The 21,872-nt window shown below is 52.0% G+C and carries 22 protein-coding genes; 15 read left to right on the top strand and 7 right to left on the bottom strand.

The window, feature by feature from the left end:
• The first annotated feature begins 15 nt into the window (after nucleotides 1–15).
• The gene (gene trpC, locus AC5E51_RS07075) at nucleotides 16–816 is read left to right on the top strand and encodes an indole-3-glycerol phosphate synthase TrpC (protein WP_273091911.1); all 801 of its coding nucleotides are present in this window, start codon (nucleotides 16–18) and stop codon (nucleotides 814–816) included.
• Nucleotides 817–1,646: 830 nt separating this feature from the next.
• On the opposite strand, the gene crp is transcribed toward trpC, so the two are convergent.
• Entirely contained in the window at nucleotides 1,647–2,285 is a 639-nt protein-coding gene (gene crp / locus AC5E51_RS07070) for a cAMP-activated global transcriptional regulator CRP (protein WP_068439019.1), read from the bottom strand.
• A 189-nt stretch (nucleotides 2,286–2,474) separates the two neighbouring features.
• Between crp and AC5E51_RS07065 the strand changes: the two genes are divergently transcribed.
• Complete coding sequence (locus tag AC5E51_RS07065) at nucleotides 2,475–2,897, top strand: OsmC family protein (protein WP_068439018.1); 423 nt, start codon at nucleotides 2,475–2,477, stop codon at nucleotides 2,895–2,897.
• A 29-nt stretch (nucleotides 2,898–2,926) separates the two neighbouring features.
• A complete protein-coding gene (gene speD, locus AC5E51_RS07060) occupies nucleotides 2,927–3,718 on the top strand; it encodes an adenosylmethionine decarboxylase (protein WP_068439016.1) in 792 nt (263 codons plus the stop codon).
• Nucleotides 3,719–3,760: 42 nt separating this feature from the next.
• On the opposite strand, the gene AC5E51_RS07055 is transcribed toward speD, so the two are convergent.
• The 3 genes from AC5E51_RS07055 to AC5E51_RS07045 all read right to left on the bottom strand — a co-directional run bounded on the left by AC5E51_RS07055 (nucleotide 3,761) and on the right by AC5E51_RS07045 (nucleotide 5,961).
• On the bottom strand, nucleotides 3,761–3,886 hold the full coding sequence (locus AC5E51_RS07055; protein ID WP_273092020.1) for a hypothetical protein: 126 nt from the start codon (nucleotides 3,884–3,886) through the stop codon (nucleotides 3,761–3,763).
• Nucleotides 3,887–4,045: 159 nt separating this feature from the next.
• Nucleotides 4,046–5,053: a class I SAM-dependent methyltransferase gene (locus AC5E51_RS07050; protein WP_297531219.1), complete on the bottom strand. Its 1,008-nt coding sequence runs from the start codon at nucleotides 5,051–5,053 to the stop codon at nucleotides 4,046–4,048.
• Nucleotides 5,050–5,961 carry a MerR family transcriptional regulator gene (locus AC5E51_RS07045; protein WP_076515387.1) on the bottom strand — a complete coding sequence of 304 codons (912 nt, stop codon included), beginning with the start codon at nucleotides 5,959–5,961 and terminating at the stop codon, nucleotides 5,050–5,052. The genes AC5E51_RS07050 and AC5E51_RS07045 overlap by 4 nt, the downstream gene beginning before the upstream one ends.
• Nucleotides 5,962–6,132: 171 nt before the next feature.
• Between AC5E51_RS07045 and AC5E51_RS07040 the strand changes: the two genes are divergently transcribed.
• Nucleotides 6,133–6,597 carry a PAS domain-containing protein gene (locus tag AC5E51_RS07040; RefSeq protein WP_068438750.1) on the top strand — a complete coding sequence of 155 codons (465 nt, stop codon included), beginning with the start codon at nucleotides 6,133–6,135 and terminating at the stop codon, nucleotides 6,595–6,597.
• 62 nt (nucleotides 6,598–6,659) lie between these two features.
• Here the strand turns inward: AC5E51_RS07040 and ppa are convergent, their stop codons facing one another.
• Nucleotides 6,660–7,190 (bottom strand): inorganic diphosphatase, encoded by a 531-nt coding sequence (gene ppa / locus AC5E51_RS07035; RefSeq protein ID WP_068435573.1) that lies wholly within the window; start codon nucleotides 7,188–7,190, stop codon nucleotides 6,660–6,662.
• A gap of 136 nt (nucleotides 7,191–7,326) precedes the next feature.
• On the opposite strand from ppa, the gene AC5E51_RS07030 reads away from it, so the two are divergent.
• The 4 genes from AC5E51_RS07030 to AC5E51_RS07015 all read left to right on the top strand — a co-directional run bounded on the left by AC5E51_RS07030 (nucleotide 7,327) and on the right by AC5E51_RS07015 (nucleotide 13,399).
• The gene (locus AC5E51_RS07030) at nucleotides 7,327–9,606 is read left to right on the top strand and encodes a TonB-dependent receptor plug domain-containing protein (protein ID WP_491778370.1); all 2,280 of its coding nucleotides are present in this window, start codon (nucleotides 7,327–7,329) and stop codon (nucleotides 9,604–9,606) included.
• Nucleotides 9,606–10,421: a hypothetical protein gene (locus tag AC5E51_RS07025; protein WP_491778369.1), complete on the top strand. Its 816-nt coding sequence runs from the start codon at nucleotides 9,606–9,608 to the stop codon at nucleotides 10,419–10,421. Before AC5E51_RS07030 ends, AC5E51_RS07025 begins: the two co-directional genes overlap by 1 nt.
• 183 nt (nucleotides 10,422–10,604) lie before the next feature.
• Nucleotides 10,605–11,483, top strand: a complete 879-nt coding sequence (locus tag AC5E51_RS07020; protein ID WP_491778368.1) for a hypothetical protein — start codon at nucleotides 10,605–10,607, stop codon at nucleotides 11,481–11,483.
• Nucleotides 11,480–13,399 (top strand): hybrid sensor histidine kinase/response regulator, encoded by a 1,920-nt coding sequence (locus AC5E51_RS07015; protein ID WP_491778367.1) that lies wholly within the window; start codon nucleotides 11,480–11,482, stop codon nucleotides 13,397–13,399. The genes AC5E51_RS07020 and AC5E51_RS07015 overlap by 4 nt, the downstream gene beginning before the upstream one ends.
• A 26-nt stretch (nucleotides 13,400–13,425) precedes the next feature.
• On the opposite strand, the gene AC5E51_RS07010 is transcribed toward AC5E51_RS07015, so the two are convergent.
• Nucleotides 13,426–14,394, bottom strand: a complete 969-nt coding sequence (locus AC5E51_RS07010) for a class 1 fructose-bisphosphatase (protein ID WP_068439003.1) — start codon at nucleotides 14,392–14,394, stop codon at nucleotides 13,426–13,428.
• Between the two features lie 131 nt (nucleotides 14,395–14,525).
• Between AC5E51_RS07010 and mpl the strand changes: the two genes are divergently transcribed.
• The 7 genes from mpl (at nucleotide 14,526) to AC5E51_RS06975 (ending at nucleotide 21,020) form a co-directional block, all read left to right on the top strand.
• On the top strand, nucleotides 14,526–15,893 hold the full coding sequence (gene mpl / locus AC5E51_RS07005; RefSeq protein ID WP_297531233.1) for a UDP-N-acetylmuramate:L-alanyl-gamma-D-glutamyl-meso-diaminopimelate ligase: 1,368 nt from the start codon (nucleotides 14,526–14,528) through the stop codon (nucleotides 15,891–15,893).
• On the top strand, nucleotides 15,886–16,506 hold the full coding sequence (locus AC5E51_RS07000) for a flavin prenyltransferase UbiX (RefSeq protein ID WP_297531235.1): 621 nt from the start codon (nucleotides 15,886–15,888) through the stop codon (nucleotides 16,504–16,506). Before mpl ends, AC5E51_RS07000 begins: the two co-directional genes overlap by 8 nt.
• A gap of 2 nt (nucleotides 16,507–16,508) precedes the next feature.
• On the top strand, nucleotides 16,509–16,856 hold the full coding sequence (locus AC5E51_RS06995; RefSeq protein ID WP_297531237.1) for a PA3694 family proteiin: 348 nt from the start codon (nucleotides 16,509–16,511) through the stop codon (nucleotides 16,854–16,856).
• 14 nt (nucleotides 16,857–16,870) lie between these two features.
• Nucleotides 16,871–19,333, top strand: a complete 2,463-nt coding sequence (locus tag AC5E51_RS06990; RefSeq protein WP_301377659.1) for a thrombospondin type 3 repeat-containing protein — start codon at nucleotides 16,871–16,873, stop codon at nucleotides 19,331–19,333.
• Between the two features lie 106 nt (nucleotides 19,334–19,439).
• Nucleotides 19,440–19,691, top strand: coding sequence for a DUF2175 domain-containing protein (locus tag AC5E51_RS06985; RefSeq protein WP_076515367.1), 252 nt, complete (start codon nucleotides 19,440–19,442; stop codon nucleotides 19,689–19,691).
• A 45-nt stretch (nucleotides 19,692–19,736) separates the two neighbouring features.
• Nucleotides 19,737–20,114 carry a hypothetical protein gene (locus tag AC5E51_RS06980; protein ID WP_301377660.1) on the top strand — a complete coding sequence of 126 codons (378 nt, stop codon included), beginning with the start codon at nucleotides 19,737–19,739 and terminating at the stop codon, nucleotides 20,112–20,114.
• Between the two features lie 69 nt (nucleotides 20,115–20,183).
• A complete protein-coding gene (locus AC5E51_RS06975; RefSeq protein ID WP_301377662.1) occupies nucleotides 20,184–21,020 on the top strand; it encodes a sugar nucleotide-binding protein in 837 nt (278 codons plus the stop codon).
• Nucleotides 21,021–21,037: 17 nt separating this feature from the next.
• On the opposite strand, the gene AC5E51_RS06970 is transcribed toward AC5E51_RS06975, so the two are convergent.
• Nucleotides 21,038–21,637 (bottom strand): hypothetical protein, encoded by a 600-nt coding sequence (locus AC5E51_RS06970; RefSeq protein WP_273089661.1) that lies wholly within the window; start codon nucleotides 21,635–21,637, stop codon nucleotides 21,038–21,040.
• Nucleotides 21,638–21,872 lie beyond the last annotated feature (235 nt).

The raw sequence follows: 21,872 nt of genomic DNA, 5'->3' as shown, positions 1-21,872 counted from the left end.
CACGAAAGAATTGCTATGAATACTCCGACCATTCTGAAAAAAATCATCGATACCAAAGCCGTAGAAGTGGCTCAGCGCAGTGCGAACCTTCCATTGAATGAGCTCAAAGCTCAGGCACTCGATATGGACAAAGACGCACTGCGTGGTTTTTACCGCTCAATGAAGGCGAAAGTCGACGCTGGCCTGCCAGCAGTGATCGCCGAGATCAAGAAAGCATCGCCATCGAAAGGCGTACTGCGCGAAAACTTTATTCCGCAGGAAATCGCAGAATCCTACGAGAAAGCCGGCGCTGCGTGTTTGTCTGTACTGACTGACCGCGATTATTTTCAGGGCCACGAAGACTTCCTGAAGGCGGCACGCAAAGCCTGCAGCTTGCCGGTGATCCGTAAAGACTTTCTCGTTGACCCTTACCAGATCTACGAAGCTCGCGCGATTAATGCCGATTGCGTGCTGTTGATCGTTTCTGCTCTGAGCAAAATGCAGCTTCAGGACCTTGAAGGCATTGCCCACGAACTGGGTATGGATGTACTGGTTGAAGTTCACGACGGCGAAGAGCTGGAAACGGCACTGAACATGCAGACCCCTCTGGTTGGTATCAACAACCGTAACCTGCACACCTTCGACCTGACGCTTGAAACAACCTTCGGTCTGCTGGACAAAGTACCATCTGATCGCCTGCTGGTTACTGAGAGCGGTATTCTTGGGCCAGAAGACGTTGCTGCCATGCGTGAGCGGGATGTTCATGCGTTTCTGGTTGGTGAAGCCTTTATGCGGGCGGATGATCCGGGCGAGGAGCTCGCCAAGCTGTTTTTCTGACCTGACGGTCGGTTTATAGCCACCTTCGGTGGGTGGACTTCTTTGGCTGCCGCCGGGCCTTTGTTTTTTCTGCAAGGGGCAAGTCTCTTTCGGTCCTCAGAGTTTATAGCCATCTTCGGTGGACAGGCTTTTTTGGCTGCCGCCGGGCCTTTGTTTTTTCTGCAAGGGGCAGGCCCCTTCCGATCCCCTTTTCCGGCGCGATGCCCTAATCCTTGTCTCTTGATACCGATTGGGGCACGCCTGCAGCGGCCATCCATGGCCGCGGGCAGGCTTAACCGGCGTCCTGCCGGTTAGCACCCATCGTTATCTGCGATCCTGCGGGGTCATCACAAGCCGGGCTTCATCAGCGCTTCGCGGCGAGGTTGAATAATATTTATGTAGGCCTTTTGGTGGGTAGTACCCACCCTACGGTAGGGGGGGGTATTGCGCACCATGAGAAGAGCACGGTTTCGCGGATTCAAATGCGCCTCTGGGGTCGCCGGGATTTACGCCAGCTTTGCAGGCAACGTGAGGCGGGATGCCGAACGAGGCTCCATACGGGCATGGATGCCCGCCGGAGCCGGTTGCCGGAAAAGCCAGTAAATATCGGATTCACGGCCCAGAAAGCGCGAAAGCAGGGGGATGGGCCGCCCGCCCGGGGGATGCAATCCCCCAACAAGGGCATAGGAACCTGGCGGCAGCCAAAAGCGCCTCTCTGCCGAAGGCAGCTACTGCTAACAAGGGCAATGGAACCCGGCGGCAGCCAAAAGAACCTCTCTGCCGAAGGCAGCTATAAACCTCACATACAAAAACGCCCGGTCAAAACCGGGCGCTTTCAGCAGCTGCGGTACTCAGCGAGTACCAAACACCACAATGGTTTTACCAGACACACTGATCAGCCCCTGTTCCTCAAGGGACTTCAGTACGCGCCCCGCCATCTCGCGGGAACAACCAACGATGCGACCGATTTCCTGACGGGTAATTTTGATCTGCATGCCGTCTGGGTGTGTCATAGCGTCTGGCTGTTTGCAAAGATCCAGTAGGGTGCCTGCGACACGACCTGTCACGTCGAGGAAGGCGAGGTCGCCAGCTTTGCGCGTGGTACGGGTCAGGCGCTCGGCCATCTGGCGGAAGATACGGAATACGAGTTCAGTATCGGAGTCTGCCAGTTCACGGAAGCGGGCATATGAAATTTCAGCGACTTCGCAGGGGGTTTTGGCGCGGACACAGGCGGTTCGTGGGCTGTTTTCGTCGTCGAACAGGCCCATTTCTCCGAAGAAGTCGCCTTCGTTGAGATAAGCCATGATCATCTCACGGCCTTCGTCGTCCTCAATGGTGACGCTCACAGACCCTTTCATCAGGTAGTACAGGGTGTCGCTTTCTTCACCTGCATGGATGATGGTGGTCCGGGCCGGATAGCGCTTCTTATGACAGTGCGTCAGGAAGTGCTCCAGCGGCGCGTGCATTGATGGAATACGAGGGATGATCATTTGTTATTGTCCTTAATCGAATCTCTTTTGATTATTACGCATCGCCGGCGTGAGTTGAACCCGGCATTGGGGCCATTTATGCCGTTTGCCTTTGTTTTTCAGGCTTTTATTGATTTTTCTCGCTGTCATATTATCGGTCTGGCCCGTCTGTGTTAAGCTCCGCGTTTTTACCAGCCGGAGTGAACGCAGATGAAAACGCGGGTTAAATGGGTCGATAACGCTATGTTTCTCGGGGAGTCAGGCAGCGGTCACTCGGTGGTGATGGATGGGCCTGAAGATCACGGCGGCCGTAACCTTGGTGTGCGTCCGATGGAGATGTTGCTGCTGGGGCTGGGTGGTTGCACGAGTTTTGATGTTATGAGCATTCTGCGTAAGCAGCGTCTGGATGTGACGGACTGTGTTGCCGATATCGACGCTGAGCGCGCAGATGCCGTTCCTGCTGTATTTACTAAAATCCACGTCCACTTCACTGTGACGGGGAGAAGCCTGAAGGAATCGGCTGTGGAGCGGGCAGTGAAGCTGTCCGCCGAAAAATACTGTTCTGCTTCCATTATGCTGGAACAAGGCGGTGTTGAAATTACTCATAGCTATACTGTCGCCGAAGCTGAATAAATTCTGGCTAGGCATTTGAGGTTACCGATTTGAATAATAAGCTGCGCCTGCATGGCTTTAACAATCTGACGAAGACGCTGAGCTTTAACATCTATGATGTCTGCTATACCAAGACAGAGAAAGAGCGTCTTGAGTACATTGAGTACATCGATGAGCTCTATAGTGCCGACCGATTGACCAAGATTCTGACGGAAGTTGTCGACATTATTGGTGCTCATATTCTGAATATTGCGCGTCAGGACTACGAGCCAGAGGGTGCCAGTGTCACCATGCTGATTGCTGAGCATGAGGTACCACCGCCGGAGGATATGGTTGAAGAGAAGCCAGGCCCTCTGCGTGACTCCGTAGTCGCTCACCTGGATAAGTCTCATGTCACCGTGCATACCTATCCTGAAAGTCACCCGCATGGCGGTATTTCGACTTTCCGGGCAGACATTGATGTGTCTACGTGTGGGCTTATTTCACCGCTGAAGGCGTTGAACTATCTGATCCACTCACTGGATTCGGACATCGTGACCGTTGACTACCGCGTCCGTGGCTTTACCCGTGACGAGGACGGTGTGAAGCATTACATCGATCACGACATCAACTCGATTCAGAACTACATGACCGAAGACACTCGTAATGCCTACGAGATGATTGATGTTAACGTGTATCAGGAGAATCTTTTCCACACAAAGATGATCCTGAAAGATTTTGAGCTGGATAATTATCTGTTTGGAGAGCGCTCCAAAAATATGAGCGCCGAAGAGCGTGCTGAAGTAGAGGCTAAGGTGCGTAAAGAAATGCTCGAAATCTTTTACTCAAGAAATATGCCGTAACCTTGAGGTTGTTGGCCGTCAATGTAAAACGCTGAGCTATGCTCAGCGTTTTCGTATGGGGTAAACGGCGAGAATACGCCCACGGGAATCCTTCGACTGGCGTAATGCACAGGTGAGCAATCCGCCCACAATAATCACTCCGCTGAGAACGGCGTAGGTAAACAACATCGGAAACGTCTCCTGGTCCTTATGGTCAGTGTCTGTTTCAGAGTAGCTGCTTCAGTGGATTATGCGAGTAGCTCTTTCAGCCAAGGGCGTGAAACCATGGATAAGGCCGGGAAAGCTACTTCATAGGAAGTAGCGATCGTAAAAACTACGTCTGATTGGTTATTTTGGGTCAGATGCGCAAATCAGCTTAAAGCCGTTTCTCTGAACCATCACCTCAGCACTTCTGAATGCTTCAGAGGCCCACTCTTCATAGGCCAGGTGCCGGTTGGCAACGATCCATAACTGTCCGTCGCGTGTCATGTGTTGTCTGGCATCACGGAAAAGTCGTAAGGCGAACTCGTAATCGGTACGCTTGCCTTGATGAAAAGGCGGGTTACTGAATATGTAATCGAAACGCCCTTCGACACTCTTTAACCCATCGCTGGCTATTGTTTCTGCACTCAGTCCGAGACGGGCGGAGTTCAGTTCTGCGCTTCTCAGTGCCATGGCATCAACGTCGGTCAGGGTGACGTCGAGAGCAGGGCTACGTGATTTCATGGTTAGCCCAATAACTCCAGAGCCGCATCCGAGGTCGAGTACCTTACCGTGCGCTGGCGCAGGCACATGTTCGAGCAGTAGAGCAGTTCCCTGGTCGAGTTTGCCATGGCCAAATACGCCCGGCAGCGTCATAAAACTGAGGTCGCCCGCCTGAAATGAGCTGGCGAAGCGCAACCAGTTAGCCGCACCCTCCGATTTTTTCAGACGCACATTCCAGAGTGAGCAGTGGCGAGCACTGTCCATTTTTGAACTTTCGCTGGCGTGGTCTTTCAGGGCGTTTCCGATACTTTTACCACCCGCATCATTGGCGGCGACAACGTAGCAGCTGTCGAGCTGCTGGCTGAGCATACTGATCATAGCCTGCCCCGCGGCTTTGGCTTTTGGCCAGAGCACAATCACCAGTCGACCTGAGAGCTCAGAAACATCGGGAACGCCGAACTGTACCTGTGGATTCTCTTTGTCAGCGTGGTAGGCCTGAGCGGTCAGCCAGTCGGCGGTGATAATCTGAACCTTGTGTTCGTTTATGTGTTCAGCCCAGCCTGATGGTAAGCGTGCTTCTGAACCAATAATCGTGGTGTTGGCAGTCAGCAGCATCGGGTGGCGCTGTAGCAGTTCGTATACGTTGCTCATTCGTTAACGCCGGTCAGTACATCTCTTACTGTGAGAGCATCCTGTTGTGGGTCGCGGTTCAGTGCAACTAGGCCGCGCTCCCGTAACGTACTCGCCTGAGAGACATTCTGCCCACTGCAGAAAATCAGCTGCCCCGTTTCAGCAGCCAGGTTTCTTAAACTCTGCAGTTGGCCGGGCTCAGGTGAGTCGGCAACACCCAGTACCGCGCCCTGGAGGTTCTGAGTGCGGATTAACTCTGAAATTTCCTGCGGTGTCGAAAGACCGGCGAGACGGATAACCCGTATGCCGAATTGTTTCAGTAGTATGCCCAGCAGAAGGAGTTCCAGGTCGTCACTGTAGACGGTGTTTGCAAGCACCAGAGTTACCTTCATGGACTGCTCTGAAGACTCGCTCAGGCGCATGCTGAGGCGCCCCTGCAGGAAGCCAGCGAAGAACTGCAACCGCGCAGATCCGAGTGGCTCGGTAATCTGTTCTCTCAGTTGCTGGTGCAGTGGCAGTAATAGAAAGCGTAAAGCGATGTCGACTGGAAAGAAGCCGGTTACCTCGTCCATGACCCGCGCAATTTCAACGTCGTCGAAGTCCCGTATCGCGCTAGCGAGGCGGGCTCTGTACTGTGACCATTGTGACGGTTGACTGGTCTGCACATTAATATCGGGCTCAGGCTCACCATTTTCCAGCATCGCCTTAGCTTGAGAAATGGGAATGCCGCGCTGCAAAAGTGATACAACTTTGCGTATAAGTTGTATGTCTGCTTCGGTATACAGACGATGTCCCTTGGCGGTACGTTTCGGGGTAATGAGGCCGTAACGTCGCTCCCACGCACGCAGAGTAATCGCGTTAACACCGGTTTCGTTCGAGACTACCCGTATCGGATAGTAGGCAGCCTGAGATTCAGAGGGGGCGGACATGACGAATTTATTTCCAGAACTATACAAAGCAGTCCAAATTCTATAAGTAGTTGTACATAATGTAAAAGAAACCAAAAGGCTGATACGCTCAGTCTTGATCTGAATGATATGAAAAGCGACTCTGATCACAGTCAGAGAGTCGGCGACAGAGAGTAACAGCGGAGACGATCGATGGTCACAGACCTGAATGATGAGCAGGGCCCTATCAATCTTGAACTTCTGAAGAAGGCAGTTGATGCCTCAAACGACGGCATCGTGATTGCCGAGCAGGAAGGTGACGATAACATTCTGATTTACGTCAACAAGGCGTTTGAGCGCCTGACAGGCTATACCGCTGACGAGATCCTCTATCAGGATTGTCGCTTTCTGCAAACCGGTGACCGTGAGCAGGAGGGATTGCAGGAAGTACGTGCGGCCATCAAAGAAGGGCGCAGTACCCGGGTAGTTCTGAGAAATTATCATAAAGACGGCACAATGTTCTGGAATGAGCTGAGCTTGTCTCCTATACGCAATGATCAGGATCAGCTGACGTATTACATCGGCATCCAGAAAGATGTCACCGCACAGATCGAAGCCGAAGCCCGCGCCCGTGCGGCGGAGGAAGAACTTGCTGCGCTGAAGGCCAGCAAAGCCTGACAGTACTTATAATCAGGCAACAAAAAGGGAGCTGACAGCTCCCTTTTTTGTTCACGCCAGAATCAGGCGTTTTTATAGGCTTCGGCAGAGTCCAGGATCATCTGACGAGCTTCGTCAGCGTTACCCCAGCCTTTCACTTTCACCCATTTACCTTTCTCGAGGTCTTTGTAGTTCTCGAAGAAGTGACCGATCTGATCGCGCAGCAGCTGCGGAACGTCGTCGATGTCTTTTACATCGTTATACAGCTGGGTCAGCTTCTCGTGTGGAACAGCGACCAGTTTTGCATCTTCACCAGCTTCGTCTTCCATGTTCAGAACGCCAACTGGACGTGCACGGATCACTGAGCCAGGAGCCACTGGGTAAGGAGTCACGACCAGAACATCCAGAGGGTCACCATCGTCAGCTAGAGTGTCAGAGATGTAACCGTAGTTTGCTGGATAGAACATCGGCGTCGCCATGAAGCGGTCTACCATCAGGCAGTCCATGTCTTTGTCGATTTCGTATTTGATTGGGGCGTGGTTCGCCGGGATTTCAATCACAACGTAAACGTCATTTGGCAGGTCTTTGCCGGCAGTAATCGCGTTATAGCTCATGGTATTTCCTGTAACGTGAGAGTTTTTAACAGATGGCGCGGATTATAGACCTATCTAATGTGTCCTGTCAGTTCCACCAATGGAGAAAGACTCTATAATCGGGACAGTACAGAATGAGAAGAACAGAGAGGGTGCAATGAAGGGCTATTTCAGCTCAATGGTCGCAATTCTGGCCACGACAATGAATGCAGCAGTTGCAGAAGACTTATTTCTGCCTGATGCGGGTCTGGATGCGGAACTGTCCGGCTTCACTGTGGTACCGGAAGTACTGACTGCGACACGGCTGAAGCAGCCCAGGTCGGAGGTACCGGGTAGCATGACTGTGATCACAGCAGAGAATATCGAACAGTGGGGGGTGCGTACTGTTCCTGAACTGTTCAGGTTTGTCCCGGGCATGTTCGTTAAGCATGGTGATCAGGACTCTATTGCCTATCACGCGTCCAATCCTAACCTGATGCGTCGTATGCAGGTTTTGATCGACGGTCGCTCAGTATATCGCGCAGGTATCGCTTCTGTGGTCTGGGAAGATATCCCGGTTGCGCTTGAAGACATTCAACGCATTGAAGTGTTCCGTGGGCCAAACGCCTCTTCATACGGTGCCAATGCCTTTATGGCGGTGATCAACATTGTGACCTTCCACCCTGCGGACACATTGGGCTCTCGCGCGTTTGCCCGCTCTGGTTACCAGGGAGTACGTGACTACGAGGTCAGTCATTCGGCTGAACTTGGCGAGTGGGTGTATCGCGCGACCGTGTCCCGTAAGCATGATGATGGCTTCGATGGTAGTGAGCGTCTCGGCCAGGAGACTGTTCAGCCAGGGGACAACCTACATGACGGTAGCCGCGATAGCTTTATCAGCCTGAATGCAACGACTCAGTTCTCCGATCAGAGTCGGCTTCTTGTCGAAGCGGCATACAAAGATGGAAAACAGCGTGTCCGTCAGCGTCGTGGGGAAGATGAGATTGCCCCGGTTGACGACAACCAGAGCGGCTTCGTGATGGCTCAGTGGCAGTATGATTTCTCTACAACACACACTTCACAATTGCGAGCCTACTGGCAGAAGGAGAAGCGCCTCACTGAGTTCCGGAAGTGTGCGCCCGCGGTTGTGCTGTCTCCATTATTGGGTCAATTGTATCGCGAAGACCCTTACTGGGCAAATGTGATCGGGCGCTTTGAGCTGCCCGAAGAATTGTTCTTGCCGATAGCAGGAGGCACTGCGAATCCAGAAGATGTAGAAGCCCTGCTCGAAGAAGAGTTGGACCGCAATTACGATATTTCGCAGTCTGATCTTGATCAGGTACAGACCATATTTGCTCAGGCAGGCTTTGATGCTGTTAATCTGTCGAGTATCACCTGCGGCGAGTACGATCTTGATTTCGACGAGCAGAGAATTGATGTTGAGTTTCAGGATACTGTGCAATGGAATGATATTCTGCGTACCGTTGCTGGGGTTAGCTTCCGCCGAGATCAGGTCACTTCTCAAACCTATTTCGACGGCACTGTCAGTAACGATCTGATGCGTGTGTTTGCGAATGCTGAGATACGTCCACTGGACAAACTGATTTTCAACCTCGGCGGTATGTACGAAGACGAGGATAAAAATAGCGCTGTCTTTTCACCTCGTGTCGCCGCCAACTTTCTTGTTGCTCCTCAGCACAGTCTGCGGCTGGTTTACTCAACGGCCGTACGGTCCCCAGATCTGCTGGAGCAGGAGCCAGATTACAGCCTGCAGATTACGAACCTGACCGAGAACTATCTTGGGTTAAGCGAAGGCACCTTGTACGCGACTCAGACGGGAGCATATGGTGAACTGGACCATGAACGTATTACCAGTTGGGAACTGGGCTATTATGGCCGCTTACCAGTACAAAACCTTGAAATGGATATCAAGGTGTATCGCGATCATCTTTATCAGTTGATTTCGGATCCTATTAACCTGAATACGCCGGACGTAAGTTCAAATTCGACGATGAATCTTCAGGGTGTCGACTGGCAGTTTACGTGGACTCCAGTGAGGGATCATTCCTTCTGGTATTCGGGGGCTTATCTGGATGCCGATGTCCGTGTCGGAGAGTCTCCTAATCTGTCTGACAAGGAGGAAAGTAATCTCAAGCGGGTTGAAACTCGTCTCAGTTCTGAGTTCAGCCACAACCTTAGCTGGAGTGCGGCCTTAGGTAGTTGGCGTTTTACCCAATCTTACTTCTGGCACCGCAGCTATAACAACAGTTCTGGCGCGAAGTCTTCTCCGTACCGCCGATATGAAGCTCATTTGAAAAAAGGATGGATCTTTAACAGTTGGGAACTTGAGACGAGTGCCTTCCTGCATCATTTGATTGATGAGAGCCCGATCGCGTATAACACCAACCGCATTGAAGATAAGTATCTCGGATTCCTTCAGGTAGGTGTTAAATTCTGATGCGCATAGCAGGATTTTTCATCCTGCTTTTCGGCGCGGCTCTGGCCCGCGCCGAGGTTGTGCTATTGTCTGAAAATCATTCGCCCGCGCTATTAGCGCTGGCAGAAGGAGTGTCCACTGCGCTCGGAAAGCCCGTACGGCAGGTCCATTCTCAGAGCCAGATAAAGGAGCAGGATCTCGTGATTATCGCGGGAGATAGCATGGTCAGAAACTGGGATGGTAACCAGAAGAGTATTGCCGTGTGGAGCAGGCGTGAGGCTATTGAAGCGAATAGGAGCAATATTTATAGCGCCGTGTTCTCAGAACCTCCTCTACAGCGGCAGTTGGATCTTACACGCCTGCTCTTTCCTGATTCCCGGGTAGCAATTACAGTGTCTGCTGAGGTGCCCACATGGGTGGCTGTTGAAATTAATCAACTTCAGGGCGATGACTTTGAGGTATTTACTAACAAGCCGGAAGAAAGTCTGAACCGCACCCTGAAAGCCGCTCTGGCTAATCACGACGTGCTGTTAGGGACCCTCGACAGAGGGGTATACAATCCATCGACCATCAAGAATATCCTTATCACTGCGTATCGCCAGAATATTCCATTGATTGGGCCTCATCAGGCATACATTCGTGCAGGTGCCATCGCGACGACCTATAGCTCACTTGCTGATACAGTTAAGCGCCTTGTGGAGCTTATTGAAGCTGATGTACTACCTCCACCGGGGTATAACCCTTACTTCTCGGTCACAATGAACGAGCAGGTAGCGCGCTCACTGGATATTCTGCTGCCGTCGGACACGTCAGAACTTACTTCTCAATTGCGATAGCCTGAGCTTTCTTTATCCTGTTCGTTGCGGCCCCCGCCTTATCTCTGGCAATCAGATTCAGACCTGTACTTTCATGTCATTCAACCGCTGCCTCTATTGAGTATTCATTTGTATAGATAAAAGCGTTTGATATCAGGAAGCGCTATACTGATCAGAGGATATCATCAAGGCAGAGATACAAGCATGGAAGCAGTTATCAGGACATGTTGGGCGTTATTGCTGTATTGCAGCATTATTGCCGCGCATGCTGATATCGCGATAATTGCGCCTTCCACAACGGCTCAGGCGCAGAAGTTCGCACAGATGTTGGAAGTATCCCTCAAAGATACCTCTGTGTCTGAACAGGTGGACCTTCTGGATCTGAACACAGAGGCTAGCCTGGACAAATACCGCCTGATTATTACTCTCAGTGGCAGTACCTTACGTCAGTTAATTGCTGATAACAGACTCCCCGATAATATTCCTGTTATCGCGTCTTATCTCTCTAAAGCCGAGTATCGTCAATATAGGTCGCATGTTACCAGTGCGATATATTCTGAGGCGCCTCTGCAGCGCCAGCTTGCACTCGCTGAAGCCATATTTGGCGCCAATGAAATATTTGGCGCTCTGGTTGCCAAAGACGCCAGCGCATTAGTATCAGCAGAAAATCTACGTGTTTATCCCATAGCCGAGTACGACAGTCTCAATCACGCGTTAGTCGAACTCCTGAGATCAAGTAAGGCTCTGGTCGGTGTGTATGATCCGGAGCTCTACAGTGCAGAAAACATCAAGAGTATTTTGATTACCTCTTACCGGCACAATCGTCCATTGATTGGTCCAACACAGGCTTATCTTAAAGCTGGAGCTCTGGCGTCGACCTACAGTACACCGGAAGATGTTGTGAGGCGTCTGTCTGAAGTCGTCACTGAGGGTCTGAGTGCACAGGGAACCTTTCCGGCTCCTGACTACAATCCGTATTTCAGTGTTGGCTTTAATCGCCAGGTAGGACGCTCTCTCAACCTACTGCTTCCTGATCCTGCTGATGTCGCTGAGCGTATACGCGCTCAGGAGGTGGACCGATGAGGATAAGCCACTGGTCGATCCGTCGCAGGGCCATTGTGCTTGCGGCTGTGCCGGCATTCCTGACCGTCGTTCTGTTAACAGTAATGCACATGTCGCAGCGCTGGTCTGATGCTGGTGAGAACAGCGAATCCATTGTGCGCCTGATGGTTGAGAGCATCAGTGCATCCGCCGAGTACCCTGTGATCTCGGGTAATTATGAGATGCTGGCGCCATTAATGGATGCTGCACTGGGAAGGCCGGAAATAGCAGCGGTCCGGGTGCTGGATCCTCTCGGTCTGCCCCTGATCGAGCGAACAGTTGAAGGTTATGACCAGCTGGAATTCGATGATCTCCGTGTTTTTCAGAAAGAGCTTAATCGTACGGTCATCGATCTGGACCCCGTGGATATGGGCGGTTTGCTGGACGAAGAAACGTCAGAGCGAAGCGTGACATTTGCAGTGATCGAAATAGTGATGACTGACCATTATCTTCACGCCAGAGAAATGGAAATCCTCTACCAGTCGTTAGTTGCCGGGGTGTTGGTGGTGTTACTTGCGGCACTCACTGGTCGCTACATTGCGTTGATGATAGTAAGGCCATTGGAGCGTACCGCTGCTTTTCTGTCATCCCTATCCAGCGGTGATTACTGGAATCGCATCGAGGAATCAGACGGCGCTGAATTGGGCCGTGTACAAAGCAGCAGTAACCGATTGGCAGAAGCGCTTGAACGGGCTCAGAGTGAGCAACGTGTTTTTACTGCCAGGTTGCTGGAAGAACAGAAAAAAGCGCGTAGTGCGAGTGAATCTAAAAGTCAGTTTCTCGCTATGATGAGTCATGAACTGAGAACACCACTCAATGGTGCACTCGGTATGCTCGAGTTGATGAACCATAAAATGGATCAGAGCGACTTTACGTTGCACAAGGATCAGGCAGAGCAGAGCCTGGTGCAATTGGCGCAGCTTCTTGATGACATTATGGTCGTCGCTGATACGGAGCAGAAGTCAGTGTCCGCCGCTCCGGAATACTGTCTGTTGAGTGACTATTTTGAGTCTTTCTTTGATGTTCTCAGATCTCGAGCAATGTCGCAGGGCTTGTCTTTTATCACTGATATTCAGGGCGAATTGCGCGAGAAGCCAATACTGACGTATCCAGGGCTACTACGGCAGATCCTCAGGCACCTTATCGATAATGCTTTTAAGTTTACTCTTCAGGGCGTTGTCTCAGTGAGCATAGCGGCTGAGAAGTCTGGTATTCGCATTACGGTATCTGATACTGGCATTGGTATACCGCCCTCGGAGTACGAATCGATACTTGAGCCTTTTACTCAGCTCGAGTCAGATCTGAACCGACAGTATGAGGGCGCTGGATTAGGCCTGACTATTACGTCTCATGTTGTAAAAGCCTTGGGTGGAGAGTTGCATTTCGGCGAGTCTGAAGGCGGGGGGTGTATTGTGCTGGTCACTTTGCCAGATGTCGTCCTGAGCGGCACTCAGGCGCGTGTGTGTGCGAACGGTGAGCAGAATACTGGCACAGCTGAAGTCGAGACTGCCAGTTCAGAGGAGAAAGGAAAGCTGCTGATTGTTGAGGATAATGAGGTGAACCTCAAAGTAGCTGAAAAAATGTTAGCGCGGATTCATCCTGATCGTGACGTGATCGCCGTGATGTCTGGGGCTGCCGCGTTAGTCGCCGTCGAAGAACAATCCGTTTCATTGGTGTTGATGGACTGCCAGATGCCGGGAATGGATGGCTTTGAGACGAGTCAGAAGTTGCGTGAGGCAGGGTTTAGTGGGGCTATTATCGCTTGTACCGCGAATACAACCGATCAGGTTGAAGAGCGATGTCTTGCCAGTGCTATGAATGATTATATGGCCAAGCCGATTTCTCTTAAGGGGCTGATCCTGATGACTGAAAGGTGGCTGGAGAGTACAGCCACCTGAGTCAGACATCGAAGAGAGAACGCTGCTTACTTATGGTAGGAACAGGCTTTCTCAACTTCGTCTGCTGAACCCATAACGACAGACACACGCTGGTGGATCGCGTCAGGGGCAACGTCCATAATATCTTCAAAGGCGGTACTGGCTTTACCGCCAGCCTGCTCGATCAGCATGCTCATCGGATTGCCTTCGTACATCAGGCGGAGCTTGCCTGGCTTTGAAGGGTCACGATTGTCGAACGGGTACATGAATATACCGCCACGTGTCAGAATTCTGTGTATCTCAGCCACCATAGACGCAATCCAACGCATGTTGTAACGCTTACCCAGAGGGCCTTCTTCGCCTTGCAGGAGGTCTGCGACATAGTTCTGCATCTGTGGTAACCAGAAACGCTGGTTCGACATATTGATGGCGAACTCCTGAGTTTCCGCAGGTACCTGAATGTTGTCACGTTGCAGTACGAACTCACCGATACGAGGGTCCAGAGTGAAACTGTGGACACCTTCGCCAGTGCTGAACACTAGCAGGGTCGAAGGGCCATACAGAACATAACCTGCAGCAACCTGCTTATTACCAGCCTGCAGGTACGTAGCTTCGTCGCCACCGTCAGCCCCTGGGGCTGCTTTCAGTACAGAAAAAATGGTTCCCACAGTGACATTCACATCAATGTTGGATGAACCGTCGAGAGGGTCGAACAGAACCAGATAATCACCCTCTGGGTTACAGGCAACCGGATCTGGCTCCTCTTCACTGGCGAGACCGCGCACCGCAGGCATCGCTGCGAGACACTCTTTGATGAGGTCGTTAGAGATCACATCCAGCAACTTCTGAGATTCTCCCTGCACGTTTTCCTGTCCGGCGCTGCCAAGTACGCCTGCCAGTGCACCCAGGTGCAGGCGATGTGAAATATCCTTACAGGTAACCGTCAGACCTTCAATAATGTTGGCGACGTCTGAATCCTTACAGTGGTTGTCGAGAAAAGTGCGCAGGCGCTGCATGCTCCGAACCTCATAGTCCTGATTTAAGTAATGGGCGCATACTACCTTAATCTGTGCGGAAATTCAGTGGCTGTTGGGGAGACGGCAGTGGCCGTGTAAACTAACCGCTTTGTAAGATGACTGGTCGACGGATGAAGCTTCACATTCTGGGAATCTGCGGCACCTTTATGGGGTCGCTGGCACAGCTGGCAAAAGCCTTGGGACACGATGTGTCTGGATCCGATCACGGTGTCTATCCGCCGATGAGCGATCAGCTGGAGCAGGCGGGCATTGCGTTGACGCAAGGGTTTGATCCAGCGGGGATCCCTGAAGATGTTGATCTTGTTGTTATTGGTAATGCTATGGGACGTGGCAACGCTTCGGTAGAGTATGTGCTGGAGCGGGGTATTCCCTATACCTCAGGCCCTCAATGGTTAGGCGATCACGTGCTTCAAGGCCGCTGGGTGTTAGCGGTTGCAGGGACTCACGGCAAAACCACGACCGCCAGTATGCTGGCGTGGATTCTTGAGTTCGCGGGGATGTCTCCGGGGTATCTTATTGGCGGTGTCCCTGAGAACTTCACATCTTCTGCAACATTGGGAGATAGCCCTTTCTTTGTTATCGAAGCAGACGAGTACGATACGGCTTTTTTCGATAAGCGGTCAAAGTTCGTGCATTACCGCCCGCGAACCTTTATTGCCAATAACCTTGAGTTTGATCACGCCGATATCTTCCCTGATCTGGCGGCGATTGAACGCCAGTTTCATCATGTCATCCGTACTATTCCTCAAAGCGGGCAGGTCATTCGCCCAGCCGACTGTGAGGCAATTGATCGTGTGATGTCTATGGGCTGCTGGAGTAGTCAGACGACTTTTTCATCGGCCGGAGCTGACTGGCAATGGACGATGAGTGCGCCCGATGGCAGTCAGTTTGAAGTGACTGTCCGTGACGAGGCGTATCCCATCCATTGGAGCTTGTCTGGCGCTCACAACGTCAGTAACGCCGTGGCGGCGATGGCGGCAGCGTTTCATGTGGGCGTCAGCCCGGCTGTTGCGGCCGAGGCACTTGCTGAGTTCCAATCGGTGAAACGGCGCATGGAGCTTGTGAACCCCGAAGGCGCAATTCCTGTATATGATGATTTTGCGCACCATCCAACCGCGATCGCGACCACGCTTCAGGGGGCGAAGGCTCAGCTGACTAACACTGACGGACGTCTGCTCGCGGTTCTGGAGCCACGTTCTAACACAATGAAAGCGGGCGTTCACAAAGAGACACTGGCGGGCTCGGTAAACGATGCTGACGGCACGTATTGGTTTGAGCCTGAAAATATCAGCTGGTCATTGTCGGATGTCGTGAGGGCGTGTCGTGCCCCAGCACATTCTTATCAATCGACAGCGGAAATAGTCGATGCGGTCGTCAATGACGCGCGCCCGGGAGACCGTATCCTTGTGATGTCCAACGGAGGCTTTGATAATATGCCCCGACGTTTAGCCAAGGCTCTGGAGGAAAAGTATGGCTGATGCTGGCCGAATCCTTATTGCAGTGACAGGAGCCTCTGGCTCTGCTTATGCGTTGCGGCTTGGCCAGGCATTGATTGCTGCGGGTGTCGGTGCTGATTTTATCTTTTCAAAAGCTGCGCTGCTGGTTTTGGCAACTGAAACTGAGCTGACGCTACCGGCCAAGCCTCAGGCTCAGGCTCGTGAGTTGCAGAAATACTACGGCTGTGATGAGGATGATGTCAGGGTATACGGCCGGGAAGACTGGATGGCGCCGTGGGCATCGGGGTCAGGTCAGCCAGGCCCTGTGGTGATCTGTCCTTGCAGTACGGGTACCTTGTCAGCGGTGGCTACCGGGGCAAGCAACAATCTGACCGAGCGAGCGGCGGATGTTGCCCTTAAAGAGCGGCGTAAACTGATTCTTGTGCCTCGCGAAACGCCATTTTCTGAAATACACCTGACGAATATGCTGACCCTGACCCGCATGGGAGCGACGGTCATGCCGGCATGCCCTGGCTTCTACCATGACCCGAAAAGCATCAATGATCTGATCGACTTTATTGTCGCGCGTATACTGAATCAACTCGGCATTGACCACAAGCTGATGCCCTTGTGGGGCGAATCTCCGGAGAAATAAGCATGACTGAAAGTACACCTGAGCAATACAACGAGCCGGACAAAGCGAAGTGGAGCTTTATCGGGTTTATTGTTGGTGTCATCGTTACTGTACTAGCCCTCAAACATTACGGTTATATTCAATTTCCTGACGAGAAAGACCGGGCTACTGTGGCTGAATTCAAGCTATTGTCACTGAGCCCCGAGTATTCCGTCAAAGTATCCGAAAAGTCTTCCGGCAAAGAAGCATTCTGTGAGAGTGGCTATCTGTTACTCAGACCACAGAATGATAAAGACGTTGCCGGTATTCTGGTGACTGATAAAAATCGTCCGGTTGAATGCCAGCCTGATCTGGCCAGAACACAGCCTTAGGAATAAAAAGAACTATGTGGCGTACACCACTTGCGCTGGCGATATTAGCGGCGCTGTCACTGCCTGCCCATTCGGCCCTTGATGATCTCGATAATGATGGCATCGCAGATGCTCAGGACCCGGACCGTGATGGTGATGGACTCCCGAACTTTCTCGAGGCGGCTGCCGGTTTTGACCCTGATGTCCCTGACCAGACAGACATCGATGGTGATGGTATTCCTGATTCCATTGATGATGATATGGACAATGATGGAGTGCCCAATCAGAAAGACGCCTTTCCGCAGGACCTGAACGACTGGAAGGATACGGACGCCGATGGTGTAGGCGACAATACGGATCAGGACCTCGACGGTGATGGTGTTGGCAACGAGTACGAGGAAAAGCTTGGCTTTGACCCAACGCGTGCCAGCTCCCGTCCGAAAGACCGCGACAGAGATGGTATACCAGATCTGCTTGACCCTGATATGGATAACGATGGTGTCCCTAACGTCGACGACGCCTTCCCGCTGGATAAAAACGAGTGGTCAGACCTTGACCGCGACGGAACGGGTGACAATACAGACTCCGACCGTGATGGTGATGGCGTAGCCAATAGCTTCGAAGAGGAGGCGGGTACTGATCCGGATGACCGTTTTTCAGCGCCAGCCGATACGGATCGTGACGGCATTCCTGACACCCTTGATGATGACCGTGATGGCGATGGTTTTGCTAATGATGTCGATCTCTACCCGGACAACAGTGCGGCGTGGGCGGATACCGACGGCGATGGTATCCCGGACAACGAAGATCCGGATGCTGATAACGACGGTATTCCGAACGTTTTCGAAATGCATCTTGGCACCGGCGTTCTTGATCCGGATAGCAAGCCGTCGGATGTCGATGGTGATGGCATGCCAGATTACTTCGACTCTGACCTCGATGGTGACGGCGTCGATAACAGTGTCGATGTATTCCCGTCGGATGGCGAAGAGTGGGTAGACACTGACGGTGACGGTATCGGTGATAACCGCGACCCTGACAGGGATAATGATGGCTTCAGTAATGAAGTCGAGCGGATCGCGGGTTCAGATGACTCAGATCCTGAAAGTAAACCACGTGATCTGGATAAAGACGGCATTGTTGATGTACTGGATGATGACATTGATGGTGACAGCTATCTGAATAAAGACGATGCCTTCCCTGAGGACGCCTCTGAGTGGGCGGACTTTGATGGCGATGGCCTTGGCGACAACTCAGATGAAGACATCGACAACGACGGCATCAATAACGAGTTTGAGCTTACCCTGAGCTTTGACCCTTACAATGCTGACAGCGTCCCGAACGACTTTGATGGGGACGGTATTCCGGACGAGCTGGATACCGACCTCGACGGTGACACCATTGGCAATGATATTGATCTCTTTCCGCGTGACCCGTCCGAGTGGTTTGATCTGGATGGTGACGGCATCGGCGATAATCGCGACAGAGACCGCGACGGTGATGGCATCGATAACGTCTATGAGGAACAGGCAGGGACGAATCCTGCAGATGCCAGCTCCGTACCTCGTGATGCTGATGGCGACGGAATCCCCGACGTTGTTGACCAGGACAGAGATGGTGACGGCTACCTGAACGAGGAAGACGTTTTTCCTGATAATCCCCTTGAGTGGTCTGATCTTGACGGAGACGGCGAAGGCGACAATATCGATCTCGACATCGATGGCGACGGTATCAGCAATGAATATGAGGTACGGCTGGGTACAGATCCAAAAGACCCATTAAGTGTCCCTTCAGACATGGACAGGGACGGTATTCCAGATGCCCTGGACAAAGACATTGATGGTGATGAAGTCCCGAACGGCAGCGATGTATTCCCGCTGAATCGCAAGGAATGGAGCGACACGGACGGTGATGGCACTGGCGATAACAGTGACCCGGATATTGATGGTGATGGCATCATTAATCGCTATGAGCGCGAACTATCGTATGATCCATACGACAACACCAGTACACCGCCGGACTCCGATGGTGATGGTATTCCGGATGAGCTGGATGATGACCGAGACAATGACGGTTACAGCAATGACGTGGACGCCTTTCCATCTGACCCAACGGAGTGGGCAGACTTTGATGGCGACGGCATTGGAGATAATACAGACACTGATCTCGATGGTGATGGCTTCAGTAACGATATTGAAGCGCGGGATGGTACGGACCCATGGGATAAATCGGATTACCCCGATTATGATGCTCCCGTGATTGGTGACATAGAATGGCTCGATGAGACGAAGAGGCTGTCAGGCATGGCGTATGATGATGGCCGCGGCATTGAGTCAGTCTGGCTTGAAAGTGTTATGGGGGACCGTTGCGATGGTTTTGTGTCTTACCCTGGCCACGTTATGGTGCCATGCCAGATCATTGGCAACAGTACTCGCTGGACGCTGGTTGTCGAAGATAAGTTTGGCAACCGTGCTGAGAAGTCGGTGAATTTCGAGTAGTTGCAACTGTGTAAAGGTCGGGGGTTGACCTCACCTCGCAGGCGAAACCGGGATCACTGGCTATACTCACACAAAGAAGGTCAACAACTTCTCCCGAAGGAGAGTTATGTCACTCAATTGTGTGTATTGCAAAAAGCCCGTATTCGGCACCAGTGGTGTTACGGTCCCGGGTAGCGGCCCAGCCCACCAGCATTGTTATCAGGCGCAGGCGGCATTAGCGCGTACGTTTCAGGCTCTGGATATCAGTCAGCTTACCGATGATGAGCTTCTGGACCTGCAGGATATGGTGCTTGCTGAAGTCAACGATCGGCGCCGCAGAGACGAGGGCGGCGGTGACAGCGAAATTGAGCTCTTCTGAGGGGCTTTCGGGTGGGGTACACTGGCGACTTTTAAGTCGCCATTTTTGTCTATGATTATTGAAAATTCATCTGATCTGATCCGTGCCTGGAAGCTTCTGACCCTGGTAGATGGTACGCCTGTGGCTGAGGCTGAGCTGGTCAATGGCAATGCTCTTGTCATCAGTCCACAGTCGATCGCTCTATTTCGTCGCCCGGGAGATTGCGTAGATCCCTTGGCTGGAGGCATGGTACGCAATGAAGCGCTTGCACAAGGACTAGCGTTACATTCCCCGTTTATTGAAGAGCACAGAGCCGGGTTTGTCGGCCTTACTGGAGGTCTCGCTCTACTTATCGGCCTCAACGACGTTCGCATGTATCCCAACAGAAATGATGCATTACGGAATCAGAATGTGATCTGTGAATTGTCACTGGCCGTCGATTAAATCCCGCGTGCTGTCTAAGGATTGCAGTGGTAACCTTGCTTTTTTGAACTCCATACTCGGAATACGCACTTGGCTATCAGTAGTTTTCACACCCACGTCATTGGTGCAGACCGCCCAATAGGTCGTTATCTCTGTCGCTATCTGGCAGAACAGAATCTCATTCATCGCGGCGTGTCTATTGCCAGTACTGAGCGTCCGATGTTGCAGTCCAGTGCCCGACCGGTGTACGTAATTTCGCCAGCGCTGAATGAAACTACCGATTTTGAGTCTGCTAAATTCTGGATTGGCCGGGCCCAGGAAGAGGGTGCTCTGGTGGTGTTGCTCTCCACCTTGCATCGATACCTGGGCAGCAAAGAAACAGTGAAGGAGCAGTCACCTGCCGACAATACCAGTGAATTGAGCTCAGCTTTTGCTGAGCTGGAAATACTGGTGGCCGAGAACCCTCAGCATATTATTCTTCGAGTTGGGCAGTTGCTAACGCTCGATGGCAGCGACTTTGCCAGTCGTATTCTCAGCGTCATCCGCTCAGAGCCGTCGCTGGCGTTAGATATGCAGCGTGAGTTTGAACCGACCCCCGTCGACGATGTTGCGATCGTGGTGTTGGCGATGCTTCGTCAGATTCATCTCGCAGAGGATCTCTGGGGAACTTATCATTTTTCTGGCGTTGAGCCGGTTTCATCATACACCTTTGCAGAAGCCTTGCTGGCAGAGGCGCGTCAGTTTGAGGATTTGACGGCCGTAGAACTGACTACTCAGGAGGGGGGTATGACACCGGAGGTGTGGGTACCTATTGCTGATCACACGTCTCTGTTCCACACGTTTGGGATTAAGAATAAGGCGTGGCGACAAGGGTTAGCGCGTCTGGTTCGGGCCTATTACCACGACCCATCGAAAGAAACCGCCTGAGATTTCAGACTTTTGGGTCAGCTGCCGGTGTTGAAAGTCGCAGACTTCTGGTAGAGATCCATCAGCTTATCTGTGATCAGGCTGCGGATACTTTCACGCTCCAGAGATGACAGCCCCGAGAGTTCGCTCAGCCGCAGACGATGCAGGTGCAGGCACGGCAGTTTGTCGTTGAACTCACGTAGGTCACCTTTCATCAATACGGGCAGGAAAGGATCGTCGCTGTTTGTTCGGCGAAGAATCTGACGCATACCTTCCTGGAACGGAATAGGCACCGAGCGAACCTTCTTATCCTTGTGAGAAATCACCAGATACAGGCCTTGCTTGCCTATCAGGTTACCCGGAATGACATGCAGGCCTGTGGCACTGACAGCATCAGGGTTCAGGTGGCTGAAGGTATCGTGAAAGGCGTAAGGATCTGGAAGAATCACCATCTGGCGGTGTGCTTCTTCCGGGAAGAAAATACTGTAATTGGTGTAAAGCTGACGTACGGAAGTTGAGAATACACAGAAGCGGTTTTCGAACTGCTTTACGAAATTCATCGCACGTTTGTGCTGATTGAGTTTCTCAAGATCCCATACGAGATCGCTGTTCTGCTGCTGCTGGGCTACTGTGTTCATTTTAATCTCCATCAGACACGCGGTTTTGAAACCGCTTATTTTTTACCGGATTATGAATCCGGTATGACGGCACTGGCTACACTTCCGAAATCTTAATTGCCAAATTCTGTCGATATCATGACGCGTGATTAGTCGTCGTGAGCCATATGACTGGCAGAGTACAAATTCAGGCTGATTGGATCACTCAGGAGAGTATGGCAGCGGCAATCGGAAAAAAGTGTGACTGAGCTAACGG

The sequence above is a fragment of the Thalassolituus sp. genome, assembly GCF_984348125.1.
Note: the sequence above shows the minus strand (reverse complement) of the source record. Positions and strands in the feature narration are given on the sequence as shown.

Coding starts and splice junctions, on each gene's coding strand:
- trpC (WP_273091911.1), top strand. CDS start 16: ATGAATACTCCGACCATTCTGAAAAAAATCATCGATACCAAAGCCGTA.
- crp (WP_068439019.1), bottom strand. CDS start 2,285: ATGATCATCCCTCGTATTCCATCAATGCACGCGCCGCTGGAGCACTTC.
- AC5E51_RS07065 (WP_068439018.1), top strand. CDS start 2,475: ATGAAAACGCGGGTTAAATGGGTCGATAACGCTATGTTTCTCGGGGAG.
- AC5E51_RS07055 (WP_273092020.1), bottom strand. CDS start 3,886: ATGTTGTTTACCTACGCCGTTCTCAGCGGAGTGATTATTGTGGGCGGA.
- AC5E51_RS07050 (WP_297531219.1), bottom strand. CDS start 5,053: ATGAGCAACGTATACGAACTGCTACAGCGCCACCCGATGCTGCTGACT.
- AC5E51_RS07045 (WP_076515387.1), bottom strand. CDS start 5,961: ATGTCCGCCCCCTCTGAATCTCAGGCTGCCTACTATCCGATACGGGTA.
- AC5E51_RS07040 (WP_068438750.1), top strand. CDS start 6,133: ATGGTCACAGACCTGAATGATGAGCAGGGCCCTATCAATCTTGAACTT.
- ppa (WP_068435573.1), bottom strand. CDS start 7,190: ATGAGCTATAACGCGATTACTGCCGGCAAAGACCTGCCAAATGACGTT.
- AC5E51_RS07030 (WP_491778370.1), top strand. CDS start 7,327: ATGAAGGGCTATTTCAGCTCAATGGTCGCAATTCTGGCCACGACAATG.
- AC5E51_RS07025 (WP_491778369.1), top strand. CDS start 9,606: ATGCGCATAGCAGGATTTTTCATCCTGCTTTTCGGCGCGGCTCTGGCC.
- AC5E51_RS07020 (WP_491778368.1), top strand. CDS start 10,605: ATGGAAGCAGTTATCAGGACATGTTGGGCGTTATTGCTGTATTGCAGC.
- AC5E51_RS07015 (WP_491778367.1), top strand. CDS start 11,480: ATGAGGATAAGCCACTGGTCGATCCGTCGCAGGGCCATTGTGCTTGCG.
- AC5E51_RS07010 (WP_068439003.1), bottom strand. CDS start 14,394: ATGCAGCGCCTGCGCACTTTTCTCGACAACCACTGTAAGGATTCAGAC.
- mpl (WP_297531233.1), top strand. CDS start 14,526: ATGAAGCTTCACATTCTGGGAATCTGCGGCACCTTTATGGGGTCGCTG.
- AC5E51_RS07000 (WP_297531235.1), top strand. CDS start 15,886: ATGGCTGATGCTGGCCGAATCCTTATTGCAGTGACAGGAGCCTCTGGC.
- AC5E51_RS06995 (WP_297531237.1), top strand. CDS start 16,509: ATGACTGAAAGTACACCTGAGCAATACAACGAGCCGGACAAAGCGAAG.
- AC5E51_RS06990 (WP_301377659.1), top strand. CDS start 16,871: ATGTGGCGTACACCACTTGCGCTGGCGATATTAGCGGCGCTGTCACTG.
- AC5E51_RS06985 (WP_076515367.1), top strand. CDS start 19,440: ATGTCACTCAATTGTGTGTATTGCAAAAAGCCCGTATTCGGCACCAGT.
- AC5E51_RS06970 (WP_273089661.1), bottom strand. CDS start 21,637: ATGAACACAGTAGCCCAGCAGCAGCAGAACAGCGATCTCGTATGGGAT.